Source organism: Clostridium algidicarnis DSM 15099, from assembly GCF_002934235.1.
GTDB classification, from domain to species: domain Bacteria; phylum Bacillota; class Clostridia; order Clostridiales; family Clostridiaceae; genus Clostridium_L; species Clostridium_L algidicarnis.
The window spans coordinates 71,211-85,932 of the sequence record NZ_PTIS01000007.1 but is presented as its reverse complement, the minus strand read 5'-3'; the positions used below and the strand labels follow the sequence as shown (position 1 = coordinate 85,932).

12 protein-coding genes are annotated in these 14,722 nt (G+C 30.5%); all 12 read left to right on the top strand.

All coding sequences use genetic code 11. The features are described from left to right. Positions 1-7: 7 nt before the first annotated feature. The 12 genes from BD821_RS06670 to rny all read left to right on the top strand — a co-directional run bounded on the left by BD821_RS06670 (position 8) and on the right by rny (position 14,577). Positions 8-940, top strand: coding sequence for a bifunctional riboflavin kinase/FAD synthetase (locus BD821_RS06670; RefSeq protein WP_104409815.1), 933 nt, complete (start codon positions 8-10; stop codon positions 938-940). Between the two features lie 111 nt (positions 941-1,051). Next, the gene (rpsO, locus tag BD821_RS06665) at positions 1,052-1,315 is read left to right on the top strand and encodes a 30S ribosomal protein S15 (protein WP_029453049.1); all 264 of its coding nucleotides are present in this window, start codon (positions 1,052-1,054) and stop codon (positions 1,313-1,315) included. A gap of 87 nt (positions 1,316-1,402) precedes the next feature. After that, on the top strand, positions 1,403-3,526 hold the full coding sequence (locus tag BD821_RS06660) for a polyribonucleotide nucleotidyltransferase (protein WP_104409814.1): 2,124 nt from the start codon (positions 1,403-1,405) through the stop codon (positions 3,524-3,526). A 46-nt stretch (positions 3,527-3,572) separates the two neighbouring features. Then, positions 3,573-4,847, top strand: a complete 1,275-nt coding sequence (locus tag BD821_RS06655; RefSeq protein WP_104409813.1) for a M16 family metallopeptidase — start codon at positions 3,573-3,575, stop codon at positions 4,845-4,847. An 85-nt stretch (positions 4,848-4,932) separates the two neighbouring features. Then, positions 4,933-5,208, top strand: coding sequence for a YlmC/YmxH family sporulation protein (locus BD821_RS06650; RefSeq protein ID WP_029453052.1), 276 nt, complete (start codon positions 4,933-4,935; stop codon positions 5,206-5,208). Between the two features lie 47 nt (positions 5,209-5,255). Further along, positions 5,256-6,452 (top strand): aspartate kinase, encoded by a 1,197-nt coding sequence (gene dapG / locus BD821_RS06645; protein WP_104409812.1) that lies wholly within the window; start codon positions 5,256-5,258, stop codon positions 6,450-6,452. A gap of 129 nt (positions 6,453-6,581) precedes the next feature. Beyond that, entirely contained in the window at positions 6,582-7,223 is a 642-nt protein-coding gene (locus BD821_RS06640; RefSeq protein ID WP_051652560.1) for a ClpP family protease, read from the top strand. A gap of 98 nt (positions 7,224-7,321) precedes the next feature. After that, entirely contained in the window at positions 7,322-9,586 is a 2,265-nt protein-coding gene (locus tag BD821_RS06635; protein WP_104409811.1) for an FtsK/SpoIIIE family DNA translocase, read from the top strand. A 79-nt stretch (positions 9,587-9,665) separates the two neighbouring features. Beyond that, on the top strand, positions 9,666-11,003 hold the full coding sequence (rimO, locus tag BD821_RS06630) for a 30S ribosomal protein S12 methylthiotransferase RimO (RefSeq protein WP_104409835.1): 1,338 nt from the start codon (positions 9,666-9,668) through the stop codon (positions 11,001-11,003). Next, the gene (pgsA, locus tag BD821_RS06625) at positions 10,987-11,577 is read left to right on the top strand and encodes a CDP-diacylglycerol--glycerol-3-phosphate 3-phosphatidyltransferase (protein ID WP_104409810.1); all 591 of its coding nucleotides are present in this window, start codon (positions 10,987-10,989) and stop codon (positions 11,575-11,577) included. Before rimO ends, pgsA begins: the two co-directional genes overlap by 17 nt. 140 nt (positions 11,578-11,717) lie before the next feature. Further along, positions 11,718-12,818, top strand: a complete 1,101-nt coding sequence (gene recA, locus BD821_RS06620) for a recombinase RecA (RefSeq protein ID WP_104409809.1) — start codon at positions 11,718-11,720, stop codon at positions 12,816-12,818. Positions 12,819-13,023: 205 nt separating this feature from the next. Next, positions 13,024-14,577: a ribonuclease Y gene (gene rny, locus BD821_RS06615; RefSeq protein WP_104409808.1), complete on the top strand. Its 1,554-nt coding sequence runs from the start codon at positions 13,024-13,026 to the stop codon at positions 14,575-14,577. Positions 14,578-14,722 lie beyond the last annotated feature (145 nt).

Below are 14,722 nucleotides of genomic sequence, written 5' to 3'. Positions count from 1 at the left end.
ATTTATTATGAAAATAATTGATTTTTTTAATAATGATTTAAAAGAAGAAACAGTTATAGCTCTCGGAAGCTTTGATGGTTTACATAATGGTCATATAAGGCTAATAGATTCAGCTATTAAAAAAGCAAAAGAAATGAATATCAAAAGTATGGTTTATACGTTTGAAAATCATCCACTTACAGTGGTAAATAAAGCAATAGCGCCTAAACTTATTATGGATAACAAGAAAAAACTTCAATTACTAGAAAACATGGGCGTTGATATAACTTGTTTAGTTAAATTTGATGAAGATTTTATGAAAATATCACCTGAAGATTTTTTTAGAGATCTTTATAAAAGGTATAATGTTCGAGGTATGGTAATTGGCTTTAACTACAGATTCGGGCATAAAAATGCTGGAGATGTAGAACTTTTGAAAAAACTATGTAAAGAGTATAAAGTAGAGCTCGTAATCATAGAGCCACAAACCACAGAAGAAAATATAATAAGTAGTTCTAGTATAAGATCACTTATTAAAGATGGTAATGTGGAAAAAGCAAACATGCTTTTAATAGATCCCTTTATGTTAAGAGGCACAATAGAGCATGGTAAAAAGGTAGGAAAGAAAATAGGATATCCTACGGCAAACCTTAAACTTGATTATAATTATGTGATTCCAGCCATAGGAATATATTATACAAATGTTATATATGATAATAAAATATATAAGGGTATCACAAGTGTTGGTAATAACCCCACATTAAATGGTGAAAAACTAACTATAGAAACTTATATTTTAGATTTTAATAAAGAGATTTATGATGAAGAAATTGAATTATATTTTATAGAAAAAACAAGAGAAGAAATAAAATTTTCATCTTTAGAAGAATTAAAGATACAATTGAAAAAAGATGAGGATAATGCTAGAGCCAAAAAAATATATAATATAAATAGAAAATAATTTACAACAGTTAAAATCTTTGTTATAATGACTGTTGGGAACCTATATCTACGATTATAGAACGCCAACTTAAATCTTGGATATAGGGGATAAATACTTGGAGGTGTAAACATGGAAAAGGCAAGAAAAGAAGAAATAATTAAAGAACACGCAAGACATGAAGGAGATACTGGTTCTCCAGAAGTGCAAATAGCGCTTTTAACTGAAAGAATAAACTCATTAACAGAACATTTAAAGGTTCACAAAAAAGATCATCACTCAAGAAGAGGATTACTTATGATGGTTGGTCAAAGAAGAGGCCTTTTAAATTACTTGCAATCACAAGATATCCAAAGATATCGTGATTTAATTGCAAAACTTGGATTAAGAAAGTAATCTTAGAGCGGTTTAACCGCTCTATTATTTTAAAATATTAAATTAAAAAGTAAAATAAAATATGTTTAATCGAAAGGAGGTACTTGTATGAACCATATACTTGAAACATCAGTTGCAGGAAGAACATTAAAACTTCAGTATGGAAAAGTTGGAATGTTATCAAATGCTGCAATAATGATGAGTTATGGAGATACAGTTGTATTAGTAAATGTAAATGCCTCAGAAAAACCTAGAGAGGGTATAGATTTTTTCCCTTTAAGTGTTGAATATGAAGAGAGGTTATATGCTGCAGGAAAGATACCAGGAGGATTTATAAAAAGAGAAGGAAGACCTTCAGAAAAAGCTATCCTACATGGTAGAGCTATAGATAGACCTTTAAGGCCATTATTTCCAGAAGGCTATAGAAATGACGTACAGATAGTATGTACAGTTATGTCTGTAGAAAAAGATAATATCCCAGAAATACTAGCAATTAATGCTGCGTCTACAGCATTAAGCATATCTAGCATTCCCTTCGTAGATCCAGTAGGTGCAGTATCTGTTGGTCTTATTGACGGAGAATTCATATTAAATCCAACATCTAAACAAAGAGAATCTAGCACTTTAAGTTTAACAGTGTGTGCCACTAAAGATAAGGTTATAATGATCGAAGCTGGAGCAGAAGAAATTGAAGAAGATGTTATGTATAATGCAATAATATTTGGATTTGAAAAGTGCAAAGAAATGGTTAAATTCCAAGAAGAAGCTAGAGAAAAGTTTGGTAAAGAAAAAATTATTCCTGTTTTACATAAAGTAAATGAGGATATGGAAAACGAAATAAGAAGCTTTAGCACTGATATGATAAATGAAGCTATGCATATAACAGATAAAGACATTAGAAATAAAAGTATATCTGAAATAAAGGATAAAATCAATGTTAAGTTTGGTGAAAAATATCCTGAAAGCAGCTCAGATATTGCTGATATAATATATAAGATCCAAAAGAAATCAGTTAGAAATATGATTCTTTTAGAAAAGAAAAGACCTGATGGAAGAGCGTTTACCGAAGTAAGACCTTTAAGCGCAGAAGTAAATATACTTCCAAGAACTCACGGAACTGGACTTTTCACTAGAGGACTTACCCAGGTTATGAGTGTTGCAACACTTGGAGCATTAGGTGACGTTCAAATACTTGATGGTATTGGTGAAGAAGAAAGTAAAAGATATATGCATCATTACAACTTCCCATCATACAGTGTAGGAGAAGTTAGACCTTTAAGGGGACCTGGAAGAAGAGAAATTGGTCACGGTGCTTTGGCAGAAAAGGCATTAGAGCCTCTAATTCCATCAGAAGAAGAATTCCCGTATGCAATAAGAGTTGTATCAGAAGTATTAAGCTCTAATGGATCTACATCACAAGCAAGCGTATGTGCTAGCACACTTGCACTACTTGATGCAGGAGTTCCAATAAAAAGACCAGCAGCTGGAATAGCTATAGGACTTGTTACAAGCGAAGACCTATCACAAGAAGAAATTCTTACAGACATCCAAGGTATAGAAGATTTCTTTGGGGATATGGACTTTAAAGTTGCCGGAACAGAAGTTGGTATTACAGCTATACAAATTGATACTAAGCTAAAAGGTATATCACAAATGTGTATCAAAAACAGCATTGATGCTGCTAAAAAAGCAAGGACACATATTTTAAGTGTTATGAGTGATTGTATATCAGAGTCAAGAGATGAAGTTTCTGAGTATGCACCTAAGGCATACAATATGAGTATACATCCAGATAAGATAAGAGACGTAATAGGTGCTGGTGGTAAAACTATTAATAAGATAATAGCTGAAACCGGTGTTAAGATTGACATAAAGGAAGACGGAACAATATTTATAACATCTAATGATGCGGCTAGTGGTAAGCAGGCTATGAAGATTATTGAGGACTTAACAAAAGAAATCAAAGTTAGCGAAATTTATCTTGGAAAAGTAACTAAGATAACTGCATTTGGAGCCTTTGTTGAAATCCTTCCTAACAAAGAAGGTCTGGTTCATATATCTAAACTAGATGTAAATAGAGTAAATAAAGTAGAAGATGTTGTATCTGTAGGAGATGAGATACTAGTAAAGGTTACAGAAGTTGATAACCAAGGACGGGTAAATTTATCTAGAAGAGATGCAATAAAAGATACTGAAGATAAAAAGAATAATGAAAATAATGATGATAAATAAAAATAGAAGGGCTTAAAGCCTTTTTATTTTTTACGGAGGTTTTTTTATGTATAAGTTATTTAAACTTAATAATGGTCTTAGAATCGTTGTAGAAAAGATAGATTATGTGAGATCCGTAAGTGTAGGTCTTTGGGTAGAAAATGGATCAAGAAATGAAGCCTTAAACAATAACGGAATCTCTCATTTTATAGAACATATGATGTTCAAAGGAACATATAAAAGAACCGCTAAAGAAATTGCAGAAGAAATTGAAGACATCGGGGGACAAATGAATGCTTTTACAGGGAAAGAAGCTACCTGCTTTTATACTAAAACGTTAGACACTAATTTGGAATTAAGTCTTGATATATTATCAGATATGATTTTAAATAGTAAGTTAGAGGATAAAGATATCGAAAAAGAAAAGAAAGTGATTATTGAAGAAATAAATATGAGTGAAGATTCACCAGAAGATGTGCTTTCTGATATTCATAGTATTTCTACTTGGGGAAAGGATCCTTTATCCTACCCTATTCTAGGCAATATAGACACCGTTAACTCTTTTAATAGCAATATGCTTAAAGAATATATGGATGACTACTACACACCTTTAAATGCAGTTATATCTATATGTGGTAATTTTGAAATTGATTCAATTGAAGAATTAGTAGAAAAGTATTTTGGTAACTGGAAATTTAACAATAAGAAAAAGGTATCTTATTCCTCTCCTGATATATTAAATCATCATTTGTGTAAGAAAAAGCCAATAGAGCAACTACATATAAATTTAGGACTTCAGGGAATACCTTTAGGAGAAGATAATATATATACATTACTTCTTTTAAATAATGTTTTTGGTGGTGGGGTGTCTTCCTTATTATTTCAAAAAGTAAGAGAAGAATTAGGATTATGTTATAGTGTCTATTCCTATACTTCATCATATAATAATACTGGGGCGCTAAATATTTACACAGGAGTAAATCCAAAACAAGGTGTAGAGGCCATTCAAGTTATAAATGAAGAACTTAAAAAGTTTATTTTAACTGGAATCACAAAAGAAAAGTTATCTAAAAGTAAGATTCAAATAAAAGCAAGTTATATGCTGGGACTGGAGAGTACTAGTAGTAGAATGTTTAGTAATGGTAAATCAGTTCTATTTTTGAATAAAGTAAATACTCCAGAGGATATAATAAAAAAAATAGATTCAATAAATAACAATACAATACAAGATGTTTTTGATAATTGTTTTAAAGGCGGTATATTGAATTCTGCTTTTGTAGGGAATATAGATATAGATAAATTAGCTAAAGGTACAGGACTTAATATTAAAGAGGTATTATAATCTATTTTTCTTATAGTAATAAAGATATAAATAATTTCATAAATTATAAAAGCACAATTTATAAAATTATTGGAGGGTTATTATTATGGGAGATAATATTAAGCTTTATAGTGAGATGGAAAGATATGAAATTATAAATATTAATGACGGAGAAAAGTACAATTATTTAGGTAATAATGATATAATTATTGATACAAATGGTGAGTTTAAAGTTTTAATAATACATAATTCTAAGGGGAAATTTAATTTCTTTAATAATGAAGAATTTTATGAAATACCCTGGGATTATGTTAAAAAAATAGGTGCTAAAACTATAATAATAGATATTGAAGAAAAGATTATTAAAAAGACTAAAATATAGGTTAATATTTATTTAATATCTAAATACCCTTTTGAGAGGATGAGTTTATGAAAATACTAGTTCAAAAATTTGGTGGTACCTCTGTATCAACTATAGATAGAAGAAAGTTAGTTGTTCAAAAGGTTATGGAGGCAAAACAAAAAGGTTATAGCCCTGTGGTAGTGGTTTCTGCTATGGGTAGGAAGGGTGAGCCTTATGCAACAGATAGTCTCCGCTTTTTAGTTACAGATACATTTAAAAGTGAAAATCATTTAGCAACAGATTTACTTATGTCTTGTGGGGAGATAATAAGTTCCGTTGTTATGTGTGATGAATTTCATAAAGTGGGAATAAAAGCGTCACCTTTAACAGGAGGTCAGGCAGGGATCATTACTAATGATATATATAATGATGCCTCTATGATTAAAGTTGATACAAAAAATATATTAAATCTACTAAAAAATGATACAGTTCCCGTTATTACAGGATTTCAAGGATATAATGAAGAGGGCTTTTTTACTACTCTTGGTAGGGGAGGAAGCGATATTACAGCATCTTTACTTGGAGTTTCGCTAAAATCTGAAGAAATAGAAATTTATACAGATGTAGATGGCATTATGACTGCTGACCCTAGAATAGTCATGGAACCTAATCTAATACACTGTATAAGCTATAATGAAGTATTTCAACTTGCAGATCAAGGTGCTAACGTAATACATCCTCGGGCTATAGAAATAGCTATGCAGGGTAATATTCCTATAAAAATTAAAAATACTTTAAGTAAGTGTAAGGGAACTTTAATAAATAATTTAGGAGAAAAAACTGAAGGTACAATAGTTACAGGCATAACGCATATGACAAATAGAATTCAAGTTCAATTGATGCTAAGCGAAAACAAAGATAATATGGATTATGGCAATGTACTAGAAGTATTAGCGGAAAATCATATAAGTATTGATTTAATTAATGTTTTTCCAAATGAAAAAATATTTACTATTGATGCTAAAGACTTATTAAAGCTAAAAGATATAATGGATAAATCAGATTTAAAATATTCCTTTATAGAAGGTTGTAGTAAAATTGCTATTATAGGTAATAGAATAAAAGGTGTACCAGGTGTAATGGCTAAAATATTAAGGATACTTAAGGATTCTAATATTGAAGTATTACAAACAGCAGACTCACACACTACTATATGGTGTTTAATATATGATAAGGACCTAGAGAGAGCTATTAACTTACTTCATAAAAACTTTTTAAAATAACAAGTATAAAACACTCCATATATGAACAAGATATTCATATATGGAGGTATGTATATGATTATTAAAAATAATGATGAAGAAGAGTATGAAGAAGACGAAGATATAGAACGAAATGGTGTACAAAGTGAAATGAGTAAGATTAAAGAATTAGGTAAAGTTGAGGTTTCAGATTTCAACGAAGAAATTCAAGTGTTACCTATAATAGGTCAGATAGAAGGTCATGGAGTATTACCACCTCAAAGTAAAACCACTAAATACGAACATGTAATACCCCAACTTATAGCAATGGAACAAAGTGATAAGGTTAAGGGCGTTTTGATAGTGTTAAACACTGTAGGTGGTGATATTGAAGCAGGCCTTGCTATAGCAGAGATGATAAACACATTAAGTAAACCAACAGTATCATTAGTTATAGGTGGCGGACATTCAATTGGTGTTCCTTTAGCTACTGCTGCGGACTATTCTTTTATATCACCCTCTGCTACTATGATAATTCATCCTATAAGAATGAATGGATTAGTTATTGGTGCACCGCAAACTTTTAATTATTTTAATAAGATGCAAGAAAGAGTAAATGATTTTATCTTAAGGACTTCAAACATGGAATTAGAAACACTAAAAAAACTTATGATGGAAACCAACGAATTATTAAATGACATGGGAACAATACTAGTTGGAGATGAGGCTGTAAAGTATGGTCTTATAAAGGAAGTCGGTGGAATAAAAGATTCTATTGGAAAATTAAGATCCTTAATTGATAGTAAAGAGTAATAATAAACCATAGGCTTATTCCTATGGTTTATTATTATCTAAGTACTATTAGAGGGATATTTATTTGTTTCGTAGAATATAACTATGGGGTGAAAAGTATGGCAAATAAAAAGAAAACTAAAGATAAAGAATATGATGAAGAATTTAGAAAAGAGATCATAGGTATAGTATTTATAACCATAGGAATATTTTTATTTATAAATGTTTTAACTTCTTCTCTAGGGATCCTGGGACAAGCTTTAAATAAATTATCTTGGGCATTAATAGGTATTGGGACTTATTGTGTACCCTTAATTTTTATATTCTATGGAATAAGCATAATCTTAAGGAAAGATTCTCTAAATAGAAGGCTTTTGGGTTGTTATCTATTTATAATTAATTCCATATTGTTTGTGCAAATTATTTACATAGAAGAGTATTACAAAGAAAGCTTTTATGAAGGTATTAAAACAATAATTAATACTAGCAATAAGTTTCATGGTGGTATTATTGCTTATGCAATAGATGTACCTTTATACAAGTTAATAGGTAAAACAGGGTCTATATTAGTATTTATATCTCTTTATATTATAAGTATAATAATAATTTTTAATTTTTCCTTTTATAATTTTGCAAATAATTTTAAACATAAAGCTAAAACTAAAACTAAAAACTTGAAATCTATTGATAAAGGCAATACGTCAAAGATATATAAAGAAGAAACCTCACCAGAAGCAATGAAGGATAAGGAAGAGTTTATTAAAGGTATAAACAATAAAATTAAGATATTAGATTTTATGAAAAACTCTTCTTTAGATTCCGAACCTGTAGTAGAAGATAAAAACAAAGACATACTTATTGATACATATGAAGAAACAAGTTCTAAACATAACTTAGATAATGATGTTAAGGATGTTATTAATAAAGAACTATCATCAAAAATAGAAAATAATAAAAAAGATGTAAAGTATAAAGCTCCATCAATAGATCTTCTTAACATAAATGCTAATTTAAAGCTTAATAAAGATGATAAAAAAGATTTACTTACAAGTGCATCTAAATTAGAAGAAACTTTAAATAGTTTTGGTGTAGAGGCAAAGGTAATTCAGGTTACAAAAGGTCCATCTGTAACAAGATATGAACTTCAACCAAGCCCTGGCGTAAAGGTAAGTAAGATTGTTAATTTATCAGATGATATAGCATTAAGTCTTGCTGCAAGTGGAGTAAGAATAGAAGCTCCTATTCCAGGTAAGTCAGCTGTAGGTATTGAAGTGCCAAATAAGGATGTAACATCTGTATTTTTAAAAGAAGTTGTAGAATCAGAAGAATTTACAAAGAGCACCAAAAACTTAGCCTTTTCTTTAGGAAAAGATATTGGTGGAAATTGCGTTGTAGCTGATTTGACCAAAATGCCACATTTACTAATTGCAGGAGCTACTGGTTCTGGTAAAAGTGTTTGTATAAATGCACTTATAATAAGCTTATTATATAAATATTCACCAGAAGAAGTAAAAATACTTATGGTAGATCCTAAAATGGTAGAACTTAATGTATATAACGGCATACCACATCTTTTGATACCTGTAGTTACAGATCCTAAAAAGGCAGCTGCAGCTTTAAACTGGGCAGTTAATGAAATGACTAGAAGGTATAAGCTATTTGCAGAGTGCGGAGTTCGTAATATAGAAACTTATAATGAATTATTTAACAAGAAAAAGATTGATACAAAGCTTCCTTGGATAGTTATTATTGTAGATGAGCTTGCAGATCTTATGATGGTTTGTCCCCATGATGTAGAAGATTATATTGCAAGGCTATCACAGATGGCAAGAGCTGCTGGTATGCATTTAGTTATAGCAACCCAAAGACCATCTGTAGATGTTATAACGGGAGTTATAAAGGCTAATATACCTTCTAGAATATCTTTTTCTGTGTCAAGTCAAATTGATTCTAGAACAATACTAGATTCAGCTGGAGCAGAAAAATTACTTGGCAAAGGTGATATGTTATTTTATCCTGTAGGCGAATCAAAACCAATCAGGATTCAAGGTGCTTTTATATCAGAAGAAGAGGTAGAAAGAGTTGTAAGTTTTATAAAGAATCAAGAATTAAATAAAGAAAGTTATGAAGAAAATATATTAGATCATATTAATGAAGAAATAAGTAGTGGTTCATCTACAGATGAAGATGAACTTTTAGAAGAAGCTATAAGAATTGTAGTTGAATCAGGACAAGCATCTACATCTTTACTTCAAAGAAGATTAAGGATAGGATATAATAGAGCAGCTAGAATCATGGAACAATTAGAGGCCAAAAATGTAATTTCGCTTAAAGATGGTAGTAAACCAAGAGAAGTATTATTATCAAGAGAAGACATACTATAAAATATATAAAAGCCCTTGTTTAATAGTTAAAGAAGATTTAAAATTAGTGTGTATATCTAAACGACTAGGAGGAAGAATTTTGAACAAATATAAGGTAGGATTGGTTAGTCTAGGCTGCGATAAGAACAGAATTGATTCCGAAATAATTTTAAGCAAATTAAACGACCAATATGAAATTACAAATGATCCTAAAAAAGCAGATATTATAGTGGTAAATACCTGTGGATTTATTGAAAAGTCAAAACAAGAGTCTATTGATACTATATTAGAGATGGCAGAATTTAAGAAAAAGCACAATTGCAAGTTATTAATTGCAACAGGGTGCTTAACTCAAAGGTACGGAAAAGACATAACAGAATTAATACCTGAAATAGATATTTTAATGGGTGTTAATGATTACGATAAGCTTATCTCATATATACAGGACTTTATGGAAGACAATAAAAAAATAACAAGCTTTAATTTTAGTAACCAAAATATAAACGAAGGTGAAAGAATAATAACAACACAAGGTCATACTGCTTATATAAGAATAGCAGAAGGCTGTGATAACTTTTGTACTTATTGTATAATACCTAAAATAAGAGGAAGTTTTAGAAGTAGAAAGCTAGAAAATGTTCTTGATGAAGCAGAAAGATTAGCTAAAAGTGGTGTTAAAGAAATTATATTAGTAGCCCAAGATACCACTCGCTATGGTGAGGATATTTATAATGAAAAGATGTTACCAAAACTATTGCAAAAGCTTAGTTTAATTGAAGAAATAGAGTGGATAAGAGTTCTTTACTGTTACCCAGAACAAATTACTGATGAGCTTATATTGGAAATTAAGAATAATAAAAAGGTTTGTAAGTATTTAGATATACCACTTCAACATATAAGTAGTGATATTTTGAAACGTATGGGTAGAAAAACTAATAAAGAGCAGGTAATTAATGTTATAGAAAAGTTAAGATCTAATATCCCAGAAATTATTTTAAGAACTTCAATTATAGTGGGATTTCCTGGTGAAACTAAAGAAAACTTCGAAGAATTAAAAACTTTTGTAAAAGAGTATAAGTTAGATAAATTAGGTGTATTTACCTATTCCCAAGAAGAAGGTACTCCTGCTGCCATTATGGAAGAACAAATTGAAGAGCAGGTTAAACTTTTAAGGGAGGAGGAGTTAATGTTAATACAAAAAGATGTGTCTAATTATATTAACTCTAAGAAGCTAAACAAAGTATATGATGTTATTATTGAAGGATTCGACAATGGAATTTATTACGGCCGTAGTACCGAAATGGCTCCAGATGTTGATGGAGCTATAATCATAGAAAGTGATATTCCGCTAGAAAATGGACATATAGTGAAAGTTAAAATAAAAAGTTGTCTTGAATATGATTTAATGGGAGTTGTTTTAAATGAATCTTGCAAATAAATTAACAATAGTAAGAATATTTTTAGTACCCATATTTCTTATATTTATAACTGTACAAGATATACCTTATGGCACAATAATAGCAACAGTTATATTTATAATAGCTGCACTGACCGACAAATTAGATGGATACATAGCACGAAGTAGGAATCAGATAACTAAGTTTGGAAAATTTATGGATCCTTTAGCTGATAAACTTTTGGTTACCGCAGCTCTAATATCCTTAGTTGAATATCAAATAGTACCTGCATGGGCTGCAATAGTTATAATCGCAAGAGAATTTGCAGTAACGGGGCTTAGAACTATTGCAGCTTCAGATGGAAATGTAATTGCAGCTAGTTATTGGGGTAAGCTTAAAACTGTTATTCAAATAATAGCAATAATATTATTGCTATTAAAAGTAAATATTGCAGCTCAACCAGAACTTACAGATAAAGTTTATAATAGCAATTTACTTAAAGGATTTTTTAACTGGGCACCTGAGATATTTTTATATCTTGCAGTAATTATAACTATAATATCGGGCTTAGATTATTTTATAAAAAATAAGAGTGCTATAAGCATAGATAAATGATATATTGATTAAGAAAGTAAAATATGGTAATAATTAAATGTATACATTTCTTTAAATTTATTAATTAATAGATGTTGACTATTGGAATATTCTATCTTATAATATAATAGAACTAATGTTCGGGAAGGTTGGTGACCCTAATGGGTAATGTGGATAATGAAAAATTAAAAGCAATTGAAACTGCTATGACTCAAATTGAAAAACAATTTGGTAAAGGATCTATAATGAAACTAGGTGGTGGGAGCTTACTAACTGTAGACTCTATTTCTACAGGGTGTTTAGATATTGATATTGCACTAGGAATAGGTGGGGTACCTAAGGGAAGGGTTGTTGAGATATATGGCCCAGAATCTTCTGGTAAGACTACTGTTGCCCTTCATGTAGTTGCAGAAGCACAAAAAAATGGAGGAACGGCAGCTTATATAGATGCTGAAAATGCATTAGACCCAGCTTATGCTAAAAGACTAGGAGTAGATATAGATAATTTAATTGTGTCTCAACCAGATACTGGTGAACAGGCACTGGAAATAACTGAAGCTTTAGTTAGATCAGGAGCTATTGATGTAATTGTAGTGGATTCTGTAGCTGCCTTAGTTCCAAGGGCAGAAATAGAAGGCGAAATGGGAGATTCTCATGTAGGTTTACAAGCAAGACTTATGTCTCAAGCATTAAGAAAACTTTCTGGAAGTATTAATAAATCAAAATGTGTAGCTATATTTATTAATCAACTAAGAGAAAAGGTTGGAGTAATGTTTGGTAGTCCAGAAGTTACTCCAGGTGGAAGAGCTCTTAAGTTCTATTCATCTGTAAGACTTGATATAAGAAGAATTGATTCAATTAAACAAGGCGATGATGTGGTTGGAAATAGAACTAGAGTAAAGGTTACAAAAAACAAAGTAGCGCCTCCTTTTAAACAAGCTGAATTTGATATCATGTATAATGGTGGAATTTCAAAAGAAGGTAGCGTTCTAGATATAGGCTCAAAAGAAGATATTGTTCAAAAAAGTGGATCTTGGTTTTCTTATAAGGATGTTAGACTTGGTCAAGGTAGAGAAAATGCCAAGCAATACCTAAAAGAAAATCCTGAACTTATGAAAGAAATAGAAGTTCTTATAAGAGAAAAGTTTAATTTGCCATTGAGTAAGGTGGACGCGGAAAAAGCTAAATCGGTAAACAAAGAATCTAAAACAGTGGATTCAAATAAAGATGATGAATCAAAAAATGTAAAACAGAAAAAATAAAGGTACTTTTAAAAACTGCAAGAATAGTTCTTGCAGTTTTTATGCATCAATTCATCTTGACATAGATTTGAATTTAAAATATAATATAGACAAATACTGGTTTGATATAATCAAATAGTATTTATAAAAAAGAATTAAACACCTTTTCTATGAGATAGGTTGACTAAAGCTTAAATTCACATAGAAATTAAGGAGGTGTTGTGACATGGATTCAACTTTTAAAATTTTACTAATAACTATTGTTATACTAGCATTAGCTGGCATTGCTATATATATTCTATTCCATAATAAAATAAAAGAATCTAAAAGTAAACTTCTAGATATGGAAAAAGAGGCTGAAGCAATACTTGTTAGCAGTAAAAAAGAATCAGAGAACTTAAAAAAAGAAGCAATTTTAGAAGCTAAAGAAGAGGTTCACAAATTAAGAAGTGATTTTGAAAAAGAGTCTCGTGAAAGAAGAAATGAAGTACAAAGATTTGAAAGAAGACTAATCCAAAGGGAAGAAACTTTAGACAAAAAAAGTGATTCATTAGAGAAAAAAGAAGAGAACTTAAGTAAAAAGGCTCAACAAGTGGAAGAACTTGAAAGCGGAGTGAAAGATTTATATTCACAACAAAGACAAGAACTTGAAAGAATTTCAGGATTATCTGCAGAAGAGGCAAAGCAGATATTACTTGAAGAAGTGCGTAGAGAAATTAAACATGAGACTGCATTAATGATTAAAGATATTGAATCTAAGGCTAAAGATGAAGCAGATAAAAGAGCAAGAGAGGTAATAACTTGTGCTATACAAAGATGTGCTGCAGATCATGTATCTGAATCAACTGTACATGTAGTAGCTTTACCTAACGATGAAATGAAGGGTAGAATTATAGGCAGAGAAGGTAGGAACATAAGAACTCTTGAGACATTGACAGGTGTAGATTTAATTATCGATGATACACCAGAAGCAGTTATATTATCTTGCTTTGACCCTATAAGAAGGGAAGTTGCAAGGATAGCATTAGAAAAACTAATTGTTGATGGAAGAATTCATCCAGCTAGAATCGAAGAGATGGTTGAACGAGCTAAAAAAGATGTAGAAAATGACATAAAAGAAGAAGGTGAGCAAGCTACTTTTGAGACAGCTGTTCACGGATTACATCCTGAATTGATTAAACTTTTAGGAAGACTAAAATACAGAACTAGTTATGGTCAGAATGTACTTAAACACTCTATAGAGGTTTCCTATTTAGCTGCGCTTATGGCATCAGAACTAGGACTTGATCCTACTATTGCTAAAAGAGCAGGATTATTACATGATATTGGGAAAGCTTTGGATCATGAAATAGAAGGGCCACACGCTCTAATAGGAGCAGACATGGCTAAAAAGTATCATGAATCTGCTATAATAGTTAATGCTATTGCAGCTCATCATGGTGATGTAGAAATGCAATCTCTTGAAGCAGTATTGGTTCAAGCTTCAGATGCTATATCTGCTGCTAGACCAGGAGCTAGAAGAGAGACATTAGAAACTTATATTAAACGTCTTGAAAAGCTTGAAGAGATTTCAAATAGTCATGAGGGAGTAGAAAAATCTTATGCTATACAGGCGGGAAGAGAAATACGTATAATTGTAAAGCCTGATCAAGTTGATGACGCTGGAGCTATTGAAATGGCAAGGGATATAGTCAAAACCATAGAAAGCGAATTAGAATATCCAGGTCAAATAAAAATTAATGTAATAAGAGAAACTAGAGCTATCGATTATGCTAAATAGTTACACAAAAATAAAATACACTTTGCTTTAGCAAGGTGTATTTTATTTTTAAATATATTGCTATATAGAAAGGACTTTTTACATATGTGTAGAATTATAGTAGTTATAGAGATGTATTAACTATTATTGTTTAAATGCAATAGAT